This is a genomic window from Streptomyces sp. NPDC048370, assembly GCF_043200825.1.
In the GTDB taxonomy this organism is placed as follows: Bacteria; Actinomycetota; Actinomycetes; order Streptomycetales; family Streptomycetaceae; genus Streptomyces.
In genome coordinates, this window is record NZ_JBICYI010000001.1 from 383789 (window position 1) to 399823 (window position 16035).

At 72.7% G+C, this 16035-nt stretch carries 16 protein-coding genes; 8 read left to right on the plus strand and 8 right to left on the minus strand.

Going from position 1 to position 16035, the window contains the following annotated elements; all coding sequences use genetic code 11:
- Positions 1-577: 577 nt before the first annotated feature.
- Positions 578-1543: a pirin family protein gene (locus tag ACGFYP_RS01615; RefSeq protein WP_393485269.1), complete on the minus strand. Its 966-nt coding sequence runs from the start codon at positions 1541-1543 to the stop codon at positions 578-580.
- 143 nt (positions 1544-1686) lie between these two features.
- Here ACGFYP_RS01615 and ACGFYP_RS01620 point away from each other — a divergent pair, with 143 nt between their 5' ends.
- The 3 genes from ACGFYP_RS01620 to ACGFYP_RS01630 all read left to right on the plus strand — a co-directional run bounded on the left by ACGFYP_RS01620 (position 1687) and on the right by ACGFYP_RS01630 (position 3315).
- Entirely contained in the window at positions 1687-2031 is a 345-nt protein-coding gene (locus ACGFYP_RS01620) for a tetratricopeptide repeat protein (protein WP_361967488.1), read from the plus strand.
- A 100-nt stretch (positions 2032-2131) separates the two neighbouring features.
- Positions 2132-2533: a DUF6153 family protein gene (locus tag ACGFYP_RS01625; RefSeq protein ID WP_393485270.1), complete on the plus strand. Its 402-nt coding sequence runs from the start codon at positions 2132-2134 to the stop codon at positions 2531-2533.
- A 95-nt stretch (positions 2534-2628) separates the two neighbouring features.
- Complete coding sequence (locus tag ACGFYP_RS01630; protein WP_393485271.1) at positions 2629-3315, plus strand: DUF305 domain-containing protein; 687 nt, start codon at positions 2629-2631, stop codon at positions 3313-3315.
- A 51-nt stretch (positions 3316-3366) separates the two neighbouring features.
- On the opposite strand, the gene ACGFYP_RS01635 is transcribed toward ACGFYP_RS01630, so the two are convergent.
- Together ACGFYP_RS01635 and ACGFYP_RS01640 are read right to left on the minus strand one after the other, a co-directional pair.
- On the minus strand, positions 3367-5058 hold the full coding sequence (locus ACGFYP_RS01635) for an amidohydrolase (RefSeq protein WP_393485272.1): 1692 nt from the start codon (positions 5056-5058) through the stop codon (positions 3367-3369).
- 127 nt (positions 5059-5185) lie between these two features.
- Positions 5186-6652, minus strand: coding sequence for a purine-cytosine permease family protein (locus ACGFYP_RS01640; RefSeq protein ID WP_393485273.1), 1467 nt, complete (start codon positions 6650-6652; stop codon positions 5186-5188).
- A 141-nt stretch (positions 6653-6793) separates the two neighbouring features.
- On the opposite strand from ACGFYP_RS01640, the gene ACGFYP_RS01645 reads away from it, so the two are divergent.
- A complete protein-coding gene (locus ACGFYP_RS01645; RefSeq protein ID WP_393485274.1) occupies positions 6794-7408 on the plus strand; it encodes a TetR/AcrR family transcriptional regulator in 615 nt (204 codons plus the stop codon).
- Between the two features lie 6 nt (positions 7409-7414).
- Here the strand turns inward: ACGFYP_RS01645 and ACGFYP_RS01650 are convergent, their stop codons facing one another.
- Together ACGFYP_RS01650 and ACGFYP_RS01655 are read right to left on the minus strand one after the other, a co-directional pair.
- The gene (locus ACGFYP_RS01650; RefSeq protein WP_393485275.1) at positions 7415-8299 is read right to left on the minus strand and encodes a hypothetical protein; all 885 of its coding nucleotides are present in this window, start codon (positions 8297-8299) and stop codon (positions 7415-7417) included.
- Entirely contained in the window at positions 8296-9747 is a 1452-nt protein-coding gene (locus ACGFYP_RS01655; RefSeq protein WP_393485276.1) for a dihydrolipoyl dehydrogenase family protein, read from the minus strand. Before ACGFYP_RS01655 ends, ACGFYP_RS01650 begins: the two co-directional genes overlap by 4 nt.
- Before the next feature lie 207 nt (positions 9748-9954).
- Between ACGFYP_RS01655 and trxA the strand changes: the two genes are divergently transcribed.
- Entirely contained in the window at positions 9955-10329 is a 375-nt protein-coding gene (gene trxA / locus ACGFYP_RS01660) for a thioredoxin (protein WP_393485277.1), read from the plus strand.
- Between the two features lie 296 nt (positions 10330-10625).
- Here trxA and ACGFYP_RS01665 read toward each other — a convergent pair whose 3' ends face one another.
- From ACGFYP_RS01665 to ACGFYP_RS01675, 3 genes are all read right to left on the minus strand, one after another.
- On the minus strand, positions 10626-11813 hold the full coding sequence (locus ACGFYP_RS01665) for a thiolase family protein (protein WP_393485278.1): 1188 nt from the start codon (positions 11811-11813) through the stop codon (positions 10626-10628).
- Positions 11814-12136: 323 nt separating this feature from the next.
- Positions 12137-12406 (minus strand): hypothetical protein, encoded by a 270-nt coding sequence (locus tag ACGFYP_RS01670; protein ID WP_393485279.1) that lies wholly within the window; start codon positions 12404-12406, stop codon positions 12137-12139.
- A 65-nt stretch (positions 12407-12471) separates the two neighbouring features.
- The gene (locus ACGFYP_RS01675; protein WP_393485280.1) at positions 12472-13494 is read right to left on the minus strand and encodes a LacI family DNA-binding transcriptional regulator; all 1023 of its coding nucleotides are present in this window, start codon (positions 13492-13494) and stop codon (positions 12472-12474) included.
- Positions 13495-13650: 156 nt separating this feature from the next.
- Here ACGFYP_RS01675 and ACGFYP_RS01680 point away from each other — a divergent pair, with 156 nt between their 5' ends.
- The 3 genes from ACGFYP_RS01680 (at position 13651) to ACGFYP_RS01690 (ending at position 16020) form a co-directional block, all read left to right on the plus strand.
- The gene (locus ACGFYP_RS01680; protein ID WP_393485281.1) at positions 13651-14919 is read left to right on the plus strand and encodes an MFS transporter; all 1269 of its coding nucleotides are present in this window, start codon (positions 13651-13653) and stop codon (positions 14917-14919) included.
- Positions 14920-15079: 160 nt separating this feature from the next.
- Complete coding sequence (locus tag ACGFYP_RS01685; protein WP_393485282.1) at positions 15080-15787, plus strand: alpha/beta fold hydrolase; 708 nt, start codon at positions 15080-15082, stop codon at positions 15785-15787.
- Between the two features lie 14 nt (positions 15788-15801).
- Entirely contained in the window at positions 15802-16020 is a 219-nt protein-coding gene (locus ACGFYP_RS01690) for a hypothetical protein (RefSeq protein ID WP_361967461.1), read from the plus strand.
- Positions 16021-16035: the final 15 nt, after the last annotated feature.

Below are 16035 nucleotides of genomic sequence, written 5' to 3' on the forward strand. Positions count from 1 at the left end.
ACGCCTGGGCTGGCGCTGGAGTGCTGCGCCTCGCATCCCAGGTTGAGGCGCAGTTGCCGATCACGGTCAATTCGGGCCGCGGGTCCGGGATCTGGTGGTGGCTTGGATGCCGTAGCTCAAACCGGCTGTTTCACCGAACAGCAGCCCGCCCCGGCCCCACCGGCGATCGAGCCGCCGACCTTGACCGCGGCGAAGCGGAAGTTGGCTTGTTGACTTCCCACAACGTCGCGCACCGGCCTCCGCGACAGACCGACGCTGGACTGCAGCGTCGGAGGAGAGCTCACCTGAAGCGTCCGTGGCAGCCGAAGCGTCCAGGACGGGCCCCTCCGAATGACGTTCCTCTCCTGGGAGGCGGGGCCTGGACGGCCCCCTCCGATCATCTGACTACTCGTCAGCAGAGTCAGCATGGGGTCGGCATTCGTCCGACCAGACCTGGCCACAGCCTGCGACACATGAGACTCGACCTCAAGATCAGGAAGCCCCTCCAGAGGCCGAGCCGCCTGTTGCCAGACCTCTGCAAGCGGAACGACGGGGGAAGCCGCCGCCTCCGGCCTCATCCTTGAGGCATCAGCGCAGTTCAGCGCACCCTACCCCTAGGCTTCAGGCGAGTTGGAGGGAGTTCGGGGGCGGGGAGTGGGGCGCCGTCGTAGCCCTTGACCTCGCCGAACCTGGTGCCGGTCATCCACGCCTCGCGGGCTTCTTCGATGTCCTGCTGCGACCGGCCGATCCAGTTCCAGAACATGACGATCTCCTCCTCGAACGGCTCGCCGCCCAGGAGCATCAGGCCTGCGTCGGAGAGCGCGCGGAGGGGGAGTTCCGTGCGGCCGCAGCCGAGGTAGAGCATCGAGCCCGGAAGGACCGGGACGCCGTCGACGTGGGCCTCGCCCGACATCGACAGGACCGCGTACTCGAAGTCCGGCTCCAGGGGCAGGCTCGTCTCCGCGCCCGCCGTCAGGGCGAGATCCGCGCCGATCAGGGGGCTGTACGTCGCGCCTGGCGAGGCTGCGCCGTCCAGTTCGCCGAGGATGACCGTGGCGGTGAGACCGGCGGCGGTGACCTGCGGGAGGTTCGCGTGGTGCTGGAAGTGCGGGTCGACGTGGCGGTGGGCGTCCGGGAGCGCCACCCAGAGCTGGGCGCCGTGGAGGTAGCGCGCGTGGGACTTCGGGCTCTCCTCGGAGTGCGAGATCGCCCGGCCCGAGGTCATCAGGCCCAGCTCGCGCGGGCGGATCGTCTCCAGGCTGCCCGTGCTGTCGCGGTGCAGCACCTCGCCGTCGTGGAGCCAGCTCACCGTCTGCAGCCCCATGTGCGGGTGCGGCGGGACCTGCATGCCGGGCTCGTCCGCGATGTCGTCGGGGCCGTAGTGGTCGACGAAGGCCCAGGCGCCCACCATGCGGCGGCCGAGGTTGGGGAGCAGGCGGCGGACCTCGGTCGACTCGCCGAGCTGGACGTGGCGGGGGCTGAGGAGTTCCCGGACCGGCTCGGCGACGACGAAGCCGCGGCCGCCGCAGACGGTCAGGGCGGCCTGACGATCAAGATTGCTCATGACGCTCAACCTATTCCTGTCGGGGGACGACGTGGGCGTGTCTCCACGCGGAAAATAGTAGTGGAATGTTCAACTAATCTCAGGCGTTGACGAGAGTGCCGCCCCTTCGGGTGGCAGGGTAGGCACGCCACGAGGGAGCGCAAGTGAACGACACGTACTACGAGTTCGGTACGGCCGGCGAGCGGTGGGACCGCGCCCAGCTGTTCTTCGAGGCCAAGGAGTACCTGACCGCCGCCCGCATCCTGCGCGGCCTCGTCGCCGAGCACCCGGAGCAGACGGCCCAGCGCCTGCTCCTCGCCCGGTCCTACTACCACTCCGCCCAGCTCTCCCGCGCCGAGACCGAGCTCCGCGCCGTCCTCGACCGGGACCCGGTGGAGCACTACGCCCGACTGATGCTCGGCCGGACCCTGGAGCGCCAGGGTCGCCACGCCGAGGCCGCCCCGCATCTGCGGCTCGCCGCCGCGATGAGCGGCGACCTGCCGGAGTGAACCCGGCGGTGCCGCGCGGTCGCGCGGGGGCCGTTGGGTAGGCTCCTTGCCGGAGGTTCACGCCGTGTGTACGGGACGAGTGAGGCAGAACGACATCAGAGTGGCAGGCGCCCTGGCGCACCTGCTGCTCGTCGTCGTGCTCGCCCTCGGCGTCTTCGTGATGCACGCGGTCGGCCACCCGGAGAGCGCCTCGGAGGGCGCGCCGGGGGCCGGGGCCGACGGTATGACGCACGTCTCGGCGCCCGCGCACCACGCGGGGACCGAGACCTCCGGTTCGCCCGCCGACGACTCCGGTACGCAATCCGGTGCGCACGGGGACATGGCCACCCTCTGCGTGGCCGTCCTCGGCGTCTGGGCCCTCGCCCGGATCGTCCTCGCCGCCCTCGAGCGGCACCCCGACCGGCTCGTCCGGCTGCTCGGCCGGCTCCTGCCGGCGCTGGGCCCGAACGCCCCGCCCCTCAGACCTCCCGACCTCGCTCAGCTGTCCGTCCTGCGGATCTAGGCCGTATCGCCACCGCGGGCGCCTCGCGCTGCCCGCAGAAGCCTCTTCAGCCTTTTCCGACAGCACACGTACACAGCACACGAGGTGTCACAGACATGCGTGCCTTCAACCACCCCACCAGCCGCAAGGTCGCGCCCGGACGCGCGGGCGCCGTCGCCGCGGCCGTCGTCGCCGCGGGGCTCCTGCTCTCCGGCTGCGGTACCGCAACGGCGCCCGACAGCGCCACTCCGTCGGCGTCCGCCGTCGGCGCGTTCAACGACGCGGACGTCGCGTTCGCGCAGGCGATGATCCCGCACCACCAGCAGGCCCTGGAGATGGCGCAGCTCGCCGACGGCCGGGCCGAGGACGCCGGCGTCAAGAAGATCGTCGCCGACGTCGAGAAGGCCCAGGACCCCGAGATCCGGACCATGAGGTCCTGGCTCAAGGCCTGGGGCAAGCCCGAAGCCCCCGAGGCCACCGGAGGCTCCGGGGGCTCCGGGGGCTCCGGGGGCTCCGGGAGTCACGGGGGCCACGGCGGCGGAGGCAACGGCAGCGACGGCGGTCAGGCCATGGCCGGGATGATGTCCGAGCAGGACATGAAGGATCTGGCGACCCTGCGGGGCAAGGCCTTCGACCGGAAGTTCGCCGAGCTGATGATCGCCCACCACGAGGGTGCGGTCGAGATGGCCGAGGCCGAGCGGAAGAACGGTCGCGACGCCACGGCACGGAAGCTCGCCGATGACGTCGTACGCACCCAGTCCGCCGAGATCGCCGAGTTGAAGAAGATCCTCGGACGGCTCTGACCGGTGCCGCGCCGGCGGCCCTCGCCTCCCGAGGGCCGCCGGTACGGGGGATCAGTCGCGCGGGCGCGCGGGGACCACCTCGCCGCCTGTCACGACGATCTCGCCGCCCACCACGACGGTCTCGGCCACCGTGCCGGGGATCTCCTCCGGGTCGATCCTGAGGATGTCGCGGGACAGGACGACGAAGTCGGCGAGCTTGCCGACGGTCAGCGAACCCCGCTCTCCCTCCAGGAAGTTGGCGTACGCCGAGCCCATGGTGTAGCCCTCGACGGCGGTCGCGACGTCGATCGTCTCCTCCGGCGTCCAGGGCTCTCCCCCACCGTTCAGCGCGCGGCGCGTGACGGCGGTGTAGATGCCGACCATGGGGTCCATCTCGGCGACGTTCCAGTCGCTGGAGAGGGCGAGGACCGCGCCGGCGGCGTGCAGGCTGCGCAGCGGCCAGGCCTTGTGCCAGCGGTCGGGGCCGATGTTCTCGGCCCAGTCCTGGCCGGGTCCCGCGATGTCCGGTGCGGCGTGGCGGGGCTGCATGCAGGCGACGACGCCGAGCTCGGCGAAGCGGGGAGTGTCGGCCGGGTCGAGGCACTCGACGTGGACGACCTGGTGGCGGGCGTCGCGCGGACCGTTGACGGCGCGGGCGCGGGCGACGGCGTCGAGGACCGTACGAATGCCCCGGTCGCCGGTGGCGTGCACGAAGCACTGGAAGCCGCGCGCGTCGAGGCCGGTGAGCAGGTCGGCGAACTCCTCCGGCGGGTAGAAGGTGTCGCCGCGGTGGTGGCCGCAGCCCGCGTACGGCTCCAGGAGCGCGGCCGTACGGGGTTCGACGACGTCGTCGATGTACAGCTTGAGCGGTCCGACCCGCAGCCGGTCGTCGGCGAACTCCTTTGCCGCCCACGCGAATTCGTCCAGCTCGGCGTCGGTGGTACCGCGCGGGTGGAAGAGCGCCGCGACGATCCGTGAGCGGAGCCGGCCCTCGGCGCGGGCGCGCGTGAAGAGGACGAGGTCGTCCAGGGAGTTCTGCGGTTCGACGACGGTCGTGATGCCGTACGCGATGGCGTCGTCGAGGCTCTTGGCGAGCCTGCCGTACTGGCGGTCCGGCGAGGCCCACGGCACACCGAGCTCCCGCAGGGCGCGGTGGCCGGCGCGGGAGAGGCCCTTGACGGCGAAGTCCTTGACGAATCCGGTGGGTTCACCGGTCTCGGGGTCGGTGACGGCGGTGCCGAACGGCAGGTCGGTGCGGTCGCGGGTGACGTCGAGCACGCGCAGCGCCGCGGTGTTGAGCCAGGCGGTGTGCACGTCGTAACTGAGCACGAGGGCGGGGGTGTCGCCGGTGACCGGGTCGAGGTCGGCGGCGGTGGGCATGCGCCCGCCGGGGATCGCGGAGTAGTCGAAGGCCTCGGCCTCGATCCACCGGGCGTCGGGGTGGGCGGCCCGCCAGGTGGTGATCCGCTCGTGGATCGCGTCGAGGGTACGGGCCCCGGCCAGTTGGACGCAGGCGTCGTCGGAGCCGAGGCGCACGTGGTTGTGGGCGTCGATGAAGCCGGGCAGGACCAGGCGGCCGCCCGCGTCGACGACCGTGGTCCCGGGCCCGGTCCAGCGCGCGGCGTCGGCGTCCGCGCCGACCCAGACGATGCGCCCGTCGCGGACGGCGATCGCCTCCGCCTCGGGCAGCTCGGGGTCGACGGTGTGGACGCGGGCCCCGGTGAGGACGAGGTCGGCGGGGGTGGCCGGGGTGGTGCTGGTCATGATCGGTCGAACTCCGCTTTCTGGCAGTGGTGTTGAGTCGGATTCCGGGCCTTGGGCCGCGCTGTCGGCACGTCGGGACGCGTCGGGGGCTTCGGGCCCTTCAGGGCCTTCAGGGCCTTCAGGGCCTTCAGGAGTCACGGCCGTACGGGGTGGCGGTGCGGCGCGCGAGGGCGGCGTACACGAGCGCGGACACGACGGCTCCGAGGAGGGTGAGGTCGGCGCCGCCGAGCGGGGCGACGAGGGGGCCGGTCCAGAGCGCGGAGTCGCAGGTCAGCGCCGCGAAGACCATGCCGGCGAGCAGGGCCGTGAGGCCGGCGGGGTGCCAGCCGGAGCGGTACCAGTACGCGCCGTGCTCTCCGGCGTGCAGGGCGGCGGAGTCGTAGGCGCAGCGGCGCAGCACCATGTCGGCGAGGAAGACGCCGCCCCAGGGGGCGAAGACGATGATCAGGAGGGAGAGGAAGGCGAGCAGCGAGGTGGTGAAGTCGGTGAGGAAGAGGGCGCCGAGCGAGCCGAGGGCGGTGACGGCGGCGCTGACGACGATGGCGCGGGCGCGGCTCCAGGGGATGCCGAGGACCTGGAGGTTCAGGCTGGAGGAGTAGAGAGTGATGATCGAGTTGGTGACCGATCCGCCGAGGACCAGGGCGAGGAAGAGCGGCTGGAACCAGCCGGGGAGCAGCCCTTCGGCGCCGGCGACCGCGTCCGTCATGTCGGTCTGCGTCGCGGCGGCGACTCCGGCCACGCCGAGGGCGACGGAGGAGAGGAAGCCGCCGAGCGCGCCGCTCCAGGTGAGGGCCTTGAGGGAGGTGGCGCGCGGCAGGTAGCGGGTGTAGTCGGCGGGCATCGGGACGTACGAGATGGGGCCCGCGAGCACGACGACGAAGGCGAGGCTCCAGGCGGAGGCGCCGGGGCCGTCGGCGGGGGTGGCCGCTGTGTCGGCGCCGGGCAGGACGAAGACGAGCAGGGCGGCGAAGCCGAGGGCGAGGGCGTAGGCCATCCAGCGCTCGGCGAACTGGACGGTGGCGTGGCCCCACAGGGCGACGGCGAAGGTCATCGTGAGGGTGACGAGCAGGGCGACGGCGCGCGGGGTGTGGCCGCCGGCCCAGCCGAGGTCGGCGAAGAGGGCTTCGAGGGCGAGGGTGCCGACGACGGTGTTGACGATGGTGTAGCCGATGCTGACGATCCAGTTCAGCAGTCCGGCGGGCCAGTTTCCGCGCACGCCGAAGGCGGCGCGGGAGATGACGAGGGTGGCGGTGCCGGTGCGGACGCCGCCGAGTCCTGCGGCGCTGATCGCGAAGAACGAGAGTCCGCCGATGACGACGACGGCGGTGGCCTGCCAGAAGGAGAGGCCGAAGGCGACGGCGAGGGCGCCGTTGATCACGTAGGTGAAGGTGAGGTTGGAGCCGAACCAGAGCCAGAAGAGGTCCTTGGCGCCGCCGTGGCGCTCGGTGTCGGGGATGGGGTCGATGCCGTGGCCTTCGACCTGGAAGACCTCGTCATGGAAGGAGGCCCCGTCCGGGCGGACCTCTTCACTGCGGGCCGCGCCTCGGCGGGCCTCGTCACGGCCGGTGTCCGGCACTCTGTCCTGGTGCAGCATGCCCACTCCCAGACTTTGAATGGCGTTCTAGAATTTAGAACAGGGTTCAAGATGTGCGAAAGGTGACGGCCGCGTCAAGACCTCGGGGACCGGCGGTTAAAGTCGTGACCTGTCGGGGTCACGGGGACGGAGGCGGAACGGGTGGCAGGGGCAGCACGACGGCGCGACGGGCACATCACCCAGGAGCGGATGCTCGAAGAGGCCATGGCGGCCATCGCGGAGGACGGCCTCGCGGCGCTCACCATGTCGGCGCTGGCCGAACGGCTCGGCACGAGCGGCGGCCACATCCTCTACTACTTCGGCAGCAAGGACCTGCTGCTGCTGGCCGTACTGCGCTGGAGCGAGGCGGCTCTCGCCGAGGAGCGCCGGGCACTGCTGGCCCGTCGCCTGACGGCGGAGCGCAAGCTCGACCTGTTCCTGCGGCTCTATCTGCCGCACGGTCCGCGCGATCCCCGGTGGATGCTCTGGATCGAACTCTGGGCGCGCATCCCGGCGAACGAGGCGCTGCGCGAGGCCCAGCGGGAGCTCGACCGGGGCTGGCAGGAGGACCTGGAGGCCCTGCTCACCAAGGGCGTGACCGGGTCTCGCTTCGCACCGATGGACACGGACGAGGTCACCGCGCGCGCCTCCGAGCTCCTCGCGCTTCTCGACGGCCTCAGCACCCGTGTGGTCCTCGGCCACGAGTCCGGCGCGGACGCCCGCCGGGCGCTCGACGCGGCACGGTCGGCGGCGGGACTCCTGGTGCCGCGCGGCTGAGCGCGCTCAGCGCGCGGGCCCGCCCCCTGGGGGCTGCCAGGGTTCGGGGGTGGCGGCGGTGAAGGGCCAGGCCGGGGCGTCGGGGTGGCGGCGCATCTGGTCGGCGTACCAGCGGATCTGCTCGGTGTGGAGCGCGGGCCGGGACAGCTTGGCCAGCGCGGGGTACGAGTCCGCGATCACCTGGGCGAGGGCGAGAGCCGCCTCGGCGTCCGACGCCGCCTCTCCGGGGTGGGCGTGCGGTACGCCGTACCACTCCGCCACGGCTCGGAGGGAGCGGCGGCCGGGGCGGTAGCGGTCGGCGTGGCGGTCCAGGACCAGGGGGTCGCAGATCGGGGCGACACCCTGCGGGAGCCGCTCGGTCAGCGGGGCCAGGCCATGGCGCAGGAGTTCGGCGTGGAGGGTGCTCAGGACGTACGGGGAGAACCACACGACGAGCACCTCGTGCGAGGCGAGGTGCTCGGTGAGGACGGTCGCGAGGTCGTCGAGGGCGCGGGGTGCGGGGAGGCCCTCGGAGCGGGACCGCTCGACGGCGGCGGCGAGAGCCGGCGCCTCGTCGGATACCGGCGAAGGGAGATTGGATCCAATATCCATGATCCAATCTCCGATATACCCCTCGCTCCCCCGCACCGACGCGGAAAGGATCCGATCCACGGCCGTCCGGTAGCCGGTGGACACGATGTCCACCGCCAAGAGGCGGCGGTGGTGCCAGCCCGGCAGGTTCTGCCGGGCCGGCGGCGCCGGCTCGGGCACGTGCCCCGGGTGGAAGACCTGCCAGCCGTCCCCCGGGCCGTGGCCGTGCCGGAGGACCCCCGTCCCGGCCGGCACGACGGCCCCGCAGACCGCGCAGGGACCGTCGTAGTCGTTCGTGAGGTCGGGGGCCCCGGGGCTCATGCCGTTCCCGCACCGTCCCGGTACGCCTCAAGGAGCCGCAACCAGGCCTCGCTCAGGGTCGGATAGGAAGGGACGGCGTGCCAGAGCCGGGCGATCGGAACCTCTCCGACGACGGCGACGGTCGCCGAGTGGACGAGTTCCCCGATACCCGGCCCGACGAAGGTGACGCCGAGGACGATCTCACGGTCCAGGTCGACGACCATCCGTGCGTGGCCCCGGTATCCGTCGGCGTAGAGACCGGCGCCCGCAACGGAGGTGAGGTCCAGGTCGACGGCGCGGACCCGGTGCCCGGCGCGCTCGGCCTCGGCGAGCGAGAGCCCGACGGACGCGGCCTCGGGGTCGGTGAAGACGACCTGCGGCACGGCGGTGTGGTCGGCGGTGGCCGTGTGCGCGGCCCAGCGCTCGGACTCCCCGAGTGAGGCGCCGGAGGCGCGGGCGGCGATGGCCGCTCCGGCGATCCGGGCCTGGTACTTGCCCTGATGGGTCATCAACGCCCGGTGGTTGACGTCTCCCACGGCGTAGAGCCAGTCGCTTCCCTCGACCCGGAGGGTGTCGTCCACCGGGAGCCAGGAGCCGGGCTCCAGGCCGACGGTCTCCAGGCCGATGTCCTCGGTGCGCGGGGTGCGCCCGGTCGCGAAGAGGACCTCGTCGCCCTCGATCCGGTCGCCGCCCTCGAGCACCACGGTGACCGGCCCGGTGCCCCCGTCGCGTACGACCGCGGCGACGGACACTCCCGTACGGACGTCGGCGCCGCCCTCGGTGAGCGCGTCGGCGACGTGGTCGCCGACGAAGGGCTCCATGCGGGGCAGCAGCCCCTTGCCGCGCACCAGGACGGTCACGCGGGAGCCGAGCGCCTGCCAGGCGGTCGCCATCTCCGCCGCGACCACTCCCCCACCGACCACGATCAGCCGGCCGGGGACGTGCTTGGAGCTGGTCGCCTCGCGGCTGGTCCAGGGCCTGGCGCCGGTCAGCCCCGGCAGGTCGGGCAGTGCGGCGCGGCTGCCGGTGCAGACGGCGACGGCGTGGCGGGCGGTGAGGAGATGGCGGTCGCCCTCGGGCCCCTCGACGGTGACCTTCCGCTCGCCGTTCAGCCGGCCGTGGCCCCGGTAGAGACGGGCTCCGGTGGACTCGAGCCAGTCGACGGCGCCGTCGTCCTTCCAGTCGGAGACGTAGTAGTCGCGGTGGGCGAGCACCGCCGCCGCGTCCAACGGGCCCTCGACCAGCTGCCGCAGCCCGGGGACCTTGCGGGCGTCCGAGCGGGCGATGGCCGGACGGAGCAGCGCCTTGCTCGGCATGCAGGCCCAGTACGAGCACTCGCCGCCGACCAGTTCGCCCTCCACCACCGCGACGCTCAGACCCGCGGCCCTGGCCCGGTCCACCACGTTCTCGCCCACCGGTCCCGCGCCCAGCACCACCACGTCGTACTCGTGCTCCACCTCGTGTGTCATGGGGCCCAGTCTGGTGGCAGGTGTACGCGGTGGCCACAGGGGAAGGTGTGGCCTGCACGCGCGGAACCCGCACGGTGCACCCGTGGGACGGCCGATGTGCACACGCGGGGCGGCGCGGAATAGCGCGGCTCGATACGCGGTTGTGCGGGGCGAGTCCCCAGGGGACCGTGAAGGACACCCGCCAGGAGACCCGGAGAGGTAGCAAACATGAGCACTGTCGAGCTCACCAAGGACAACTTCGACCAGATCGTGAGTGAGAACGACTTCCTTCTGATCGACTTCTGGGCTTCCTGGTGTGGTCCGTGCCGCCAGTTCGCGCCGGTCTTCGAGGCCGCTTCCGAGCGGCACGAGGACCTCGTCTTCGCCAAGGTGGACACCGAGGCGCAGCAGGAGCTGGCCGCCGCGTTCGAGATCCGCTCGATCCCGACGCTGATGATCGTCCGCGACAACGTGGCCGTGTTCGCCCAGCCCGGGGCGCTGCCGGAGGCCGCCCTGGAGGACGTCATCGGGCAGGCGCGCAAGCTCGACATGGACGAGGTGCGCAAGTCCATCGAGGGCGCGAAGCAGCAGCCGCAGCAGTAGTACGAGCAGTCGGGGGGGGGGGGGGGGGGGGGGGGGGGGGGGGGGGCGCCCCCCCCCCCCCGCCCCCCCCCCCCCCCCCGCCCCCCCCCCCCCCCCCCCCGCGCTGGCGATGCGCCCGCCCGGCCGCCCGGGGCGGGGCCGGGCGGCCCTCCCGGTGCCCGGCGCCCCGCGCCCCCCCCCACGCGCGCGGGGGGCCCCACGCCCCCGCGCCGCCCCCCCCCCCCCCCCCCGGGCGCCGCCCGCGCGGGGGGGGGGGGGGGCGCGGGCCCCCCCCCCCCCCCCCCCCGCTCCGTCGGTCAGCGCTCCAGGACGAGTGCCAGGCCCTGGCCGACGCCGATGCACAGGGCCGCGAGTCCCGTTCCCGAACCGGCCGCCGCCAGCTGGTGGGCCACCGCGCCCGCGAGACGCGCGCCCGAGGCGCCCAGCGGGTGCCCGACGGCGATGGCGCCGCCGCGCGGGTTGACGATCTCGGGATCAAGTTCCGGCCACTCCGCGAGACAGCCGAGGGACTGGGCGGCGAACGCCTCGTTCAGCTCGAAGGTCGTGAGGTCGGCGAAGGAGCGGCCCGCCTTCTCCAGCGCGCGCCGGACCGCCTCCACGGGCCCGAGCCCGAAGAGCTGCGGCTCGATGCCGGTGACGGCGGAGGCGCGGATCCGGGCGAGCGGCTCGCGACCGGTCTCCCGCAGGCCCTCCTCGTCGACCAGGAGCAGGGCCGCGGCGCCGTCGTTGAGCGGCGAGGCGTTGCCTGCCGTGACCGTGCCTCCCTCGCTCCGGAAGGAGGGCTTCAGCTTGGCGAGGGCCTCCATGGAGGTGGTGTCGCGGATGCACTCGTCACGGGTCAACTCCGCCCCCGGGTACGGCACGACCTCCCCGTCGTACAGCCCCTTGCCCCACGCCTCCGCGGCCTTGCGGTGGCTGGCCAGGGCGAACGCGTCCTGCTGCTCACGGGTGAGGCCGTGTTTGTCGGCGACGAGCTCCGCGCCCTCGCCGAGCGAGACGGTCCACCCGGCGGGCATCCTCGGGTTGGTCATGCGCCAGCCCAGGGTCGTGGAGTGCAGCTGCTGGTGGCCGGCCGGGAAGGCGCGTTCGGGCTTCTGCAGCACCCAGGGCGCGCGGGACATCGACTCGACGCCGCCCGCGATCGCCACGGAGGCGTCGCCGACCGCGATGGCGCGCGCGGCCTGGATCACCGCCTCCAGGCCGGAGCCGCAGAGGCGGTTGACGGTGACGCCGGGGACGGAGGTGGGGAGGCCGGCGAGCAGGACGGCCATGCGGGCCACGTCGCGGTTGTCCTCGCCCGCGCCGTTGGCGTCGCCGAAGTAGACGTCGTCGATCCGGGCGGGGTCGAGCGCGGGCACGCGGTCCACGAGCGACCTGACCACGTGGGCGGCGAGGTCGTCGGGGCGTACGGCGGAGAGCGCGCCTCCGAACCTGCCGATCGGGGTGCGGACGGCGTCGACGATGTAGACGTCGCGGATGCTCATCGGTTCTCTCCCACGTGACCTTCGGAGCCTTCGGACGGTCGGATGCGGCCGACTCGCCGACTGCCCGTCCTCACGTTCGTTCGCCTGGTGAATTTTCCTTCGTTGACGTGCGCGCCGAGTCTCCGCCGGGCGGAGGTTCCTGTCAACGGTGCCGACGGCGTTACGTGGCGGGTGAACGGATCCGGTCGGGGGCGCCGCGTCGAGGCCCCGGCCCGGGTCACGACGGCGCGGCGACGCATCGAGGCCCCAGCCAGGGCAGGGCCACGGGCAGCGCGGCGACGCCCAGGACGCGCCCGGAGGGACGCCGTCGACGACGCCGCCGCTCAGGCCCCCGGCGCCGTGCGGACCAGCGCGGTCAGCCCGTAGTCCAGTTCACGGCCGTCGACCAGGAGCGCCTCGACCGTGCGGGTCTCCGGGTCGATGTCGGCGGCGAGGCCGTGGCCCTCGTAGCGCGGGTAGCCCGACGAACCCGTCCGGCCCGTGGCCTCCACGACCGCCGACCGGACCGCGCTGTCCTCCACGGACGCGCCGCCCCGGTCCTCCACGTGCTCGGGAACGAGCAGGATCTCGTAACGCCGCGGAAGTGTGCTCATGCTTCGACGCTAAGCCGCTTCGCCCCCGGGCGCCCGCCACGACCGGCCCGGCCGCCGCCCCTCGCTCAGCTGGACTCCCGGGGGATCACCCGCGAGGCCATCAGCTCCTGCGCACCCGGCGTCGCGTCGGGGTCGCGGACCGCGCTGTCGACCAGCTCGGCCAGGTGCCGGCCGATCACCATGTCGATCTCCACGGTCGTCAGCCGGGGCCGCAGCAGCCGCCCGAGCAGCAGATCGTCCGAGCCGACGACCGCCGTGTCCCCGGGGACGTCGATCCCCGCGTCCTGCAGCGCGCGCATCAGCAGCATCGCGTACTCGTCGTTGTACGCGAACACCGCGTCGAGGCCCAGGTCGCGCCAGCGTCCGGCGAGCTCGTTCGCCGCCTCCTCCTCGTACCGCAGCGGCAGCGGTACGACGGTGGCGTCGGTCCCCGCCACCGCCTGGCGGGCGCCGTCGAGTCGGGGCCCGGAGAACATCTCCAGGCCCGGCTCCTCGGGGACCACCACGCCGATCCGGCGCCGCCCCCGCTCCACCAGGTGCTCGGCGGCCACCCGCCCCACCCGCCCCTGGTCCATGACCAGGGCGTGCGCGCCCTCGACCCGGTGCGGGCCGACGGTGATGACGGCCTTGGCCCCGGAGCGCTTGAGGATCTCCACGCCGGTCGGCGAGAGCTGGACCTCGCCCAGCGAGACCACCGCGACGGGACGGAGCTCCGCCCAGGCGCGCGCGGCCTCGTCCCCTTCGAGCCCGAGGCTGCCGTACTGCACGACGGTGTAGTCGAGGCGGCGCAGGGCCCACTGCAGCTCGTTGAAGAACTGGCTGTAGAGCGGGCCGATCGGCACGTGCGCGGTGGGCAGCAGGACCATCCGGCTGTGACCGGCGCGCAGGCTGCGCGCGGCGGCGTGCGGGACGTACCCCAGCTCCTCGGCCGCGTCCCTGACCCGCTGCCGGGTCGGCTCGCTGATGCGTACGGCCGCGGTGTTGTTCAGGACGTACGAGACGGTCGCTCTGGACACGCCCGCGAGCCGCGCCACATCGGCGCTCGTCGGGACGGGGCGTTCGGCGGACTGTTTGGGTGACTGGCTCATCGCTCCGGCATCTTTCCAGAACAATCCGGCCCGAGGTCTGGCGGATGGCCGGATTCGAGTGCTACACAGTGCTGACGCGTGTCACTGACACGTGTAACCCTATCGAATCTTCCGCTCCTCGCCCCCGTATCGGGCGATCTTCACCAGGAGGGCAATGTGGCCCTTTCCTCCTCCGAATCCGGAGTCGGCACCCCCGGAGTCGGCGCCGCCGGAATCGAGTCCCCCTCGGGCCCCCGGCCCACCCGCGGTCTGCTGCCTCTGCTCCTCGCCGGGAACACGGCGATGTACGCGCTCTACGTCGGCGTGCCAGGACTGCTGCTCGCGCCGCAGATCGAGGACATCGACCCGGCGAACAAGGTGGCCAACTTCGGTCTGATCTCCGGCGTCTCCGCGATCTTCGCGACGATCTTCAACCCGGTCGCCGGCGCGCTCTCGGACCGTTCGGGCCGCCGCAACCCGTGGATCCTGGCGGGCGGTCTGCTCGCGATACCGGTGATGTTCCTGCTCGGCAGCGTGGACACGATCCTGCTCGTGCTCATCGCCTGGTGTCTGGGCCAGGCCGTCATGAACGTCTACCAGGCCGCGATCACCTCCGTCGTGCCCGACCGGGTCCCCCTCGCCGCGCGCGGCAAGGCCTCGGCCGCCGTCGGGCTCGGCCTGCCGATCGGCTCCACCATCGGCGCCCTTGTCGGCGCCGCGTTCTCGGAGAACTACCGCACCGGGTACCTGGTGTTCGGCGTGATCGTGGCGGCCACCGCCGTCCTGTTCACCACCTGCGCCCGCGAGGAGCGGATGCCCGCCAAGGCGCCCCTGCCCGTGAAGCAGCAGCTCGCCGCCTTCGGCAGCGCGCTCAAGGACCACGACTTCCGCTGGGCGTTCATCGGCCGCGCGCTGCTCATCCTCGGGTACTTCGCGGTCGCCGGCTTCCAGCTGTACATCCTCAAGGACCACACCGATCTGCCGGCCGGGCTCTCCCCCGAGGAGGCGGTGGCGATCCTGATGCCGCTCAACTCCGTCGCCATGGTGGTCTCGACCGTCCTCGGCGGCTGGCTCTCCGACCGCTACGACCGTCGCAAGCTCTTCGTCGGCGCCTCCGCGGCGCTCGCCGCCGTCGCGCTGCTCATCCCGGCCTTCTCGTCGAGCTGGACCGCGATGCTCGCCTTCTCCGCCGTCAACGGCCTTGGATTCGGCTGCTACATGGCGGTGGACACGGCCCTGGTCACGATGGTGCTGCCGAAGGCGGAGGACGCGGCCCGCGACATGGGCGTGCTCAACGTCGCGAACGCGGGGCCGCAGATCGTCGCCCCCTTCATCGCCTCGCTCATCGTCTCGCTGAGCGGCGGATACACGGCCCTCTTCCTGATCGCGGCCGTCCTGTCGGTCCTCGGTGCGCTCGCCGTTCGCCCGATCCGCAGCGTGCGCTGAGCTGCGGGGGGGGCGGGGCAGCACGCCACGCGCTTGGGTTCCGGGCCGGGGCACACCCCGAGCACCAAGCACCGGGCCACCGCGCCGCGTTCCGCGCCGGTTCCGTAGGCTCCTAGGGCTGTCCGTACTTCCGTACGACCGATCCGCGAGAGGCTTCGACGTGCTGCTGAACACCCGTACGTGGGGATCCGGTGACCGGATCGCGCTCCTGATCCACGGGATCATGTCCGACCACCGCACCTGGCGCAGGGTCGGACCGGCCCTGGCCGAGCGCGGTTACCGGGTGATCGCGGTGGATCTGCGTGGCCACGGCGCGAGCGGCCGGGCGGCCGGGTCCGAGGGGTACACCCCCGAGGACTACGCCGACGATCTCGTCGAAACCCTGCCCACCGGAGCCGAGTTGGCCCTCGGCCACTCGCTCGGCGGTCTCACCCTGTCCGCCGCCGTGGAGCGGCTCGCCCCGCGTCGCGCGGTCTACGTCGACCCGGTCTGGCACCTGCCGGCCGGGCCGACGGGGTACGACGCGGAGCTGTTCACCCAGTTCAAGTCGTTCACCCGTCAGCACATCGCGATGTTCAACCCCGGCTGGGAGGAGCAGGATCTCGACCTCGAGATCGAGACGCTGAACCTCTGGGACGAGCGGGCGGCGCACGGGCTCGTGGACTCCGCGGGCCGGGACATGTGGCCCGCGAAAGCCGTGGTGCCCTCGCTGGTCGCCCTGGCCGACCCGAGCCGCCTCGTCTCCCCCGAGAACGCGCGGATGCTCCAGGAGCGCGGCTTCGACGTCCGTACGGTCGTCGGCGCCGGACACACCATTCACCGCGACGATTTCGACGGGTTCATGGCCGCCCTGGAGGGCTGGATCTGACGTACCGTGTGGTCATGGACGACGTCTCGATGGTGGGCTTGCTCGGCCGGGTCACCGGCACCGTCGGGCCCGGCCTCGTCGGCGAGGTGATCGTCCGGATCCGGGGCGGTGCCGAGCACTTCCTCGCCTACGCGGCCGACGCCAAGGAGCGGATCCATCCCGGAACGGTCGTGATGGTCGTGGAACATCTGCCTCCACGCACCGTGTATGTCACAGCCGCGTACGACAGTTGACCGATCCATTGAGCG

Excerpts from the sequence above, each read along its gene's own strand:
- ACGFYP_RS01640 (WP_393485273.1), bottom strand. The coding sequence starts at position 6,652 with ATGCTGCACCAGGACAGAGTGCCGGACACCGGCCGTGACGAGGCCCGC.
- ACGFYP_RS01655 (WP_393485276.1), bottom strand. The coding sequence starts at position 9,747 with ATGACACACGAGGTGGAGCACGAGTACGACGTGGTGGTGCTGGGCGCG.
- ACGFYP_RS01670 (WP_393485279.1), bottom strand. The coding sequence starts at position 12,406 with ATGAGCACACTTCCGCGGCGTTACGAGATCCTGCTCGTTCCCGAGCAC.
- ACGFYP_RS01650 (WP_393485275.1), bottom strand. The coding sequence starts at position 8,299 with ATGAGCCCCGGGGCCCCCGACCTCACGAACGACTACGACGGTCCCTGC.
- ACGFYP_RS01630 (WP_393485271.1), top strand. The coding sequence starts at position 2,629 with ATGCGTGCCTTCAACCACCCCACCAGCCGCAAGGTCGCGCCCGGACGC.
- ACGFYP_RS01675 (WP_393485280.1), bottom strand. The coding sequence starts at position 13,494 with ATGAGCCAGTCACCCAAACAGTCCGCCGAACGCCCCGTCCCGACGAGC.
- ACGFYP_RS01635 (WP_393485272.1), bottom strand. The coding sequence starts at position 5,058 with ATGACCAGCACCACCCCGGCCACCCCCGCCGACCTCGTCCTCACCGGG.
- ACGFYP_RS01615 (WP_393485269.1), bottom strand. The coding sequence starts at position 1,543 with ATGAGCAATCTTGATCGTCAGGCCGCCCTGACCGTCTGCGGCGGCCGC.
- trxA (WP_393485277.1), top strand. The coding sequence starts at position 9,955 with ATGAGCACTGTCGAGCTCACCAAGGACAACTTCGACCAGATCGTGAGT.
- ACGFYP_RS01665 (WP_393485278.1), bottom strand. The coding sequence starts at position 11,813 with ATGAGCATCCGCGACGTCTACATCGTCGACGCCGTCCGCACCCCGATC.
- ACGFYP_RS01690 (WP_361967461.1), top strand. The coding sequence starts at position 15,802 with ATGGACGACGTCTCGATGGTGGGCTTGCTCGGCCGGGTCACCGGCACC.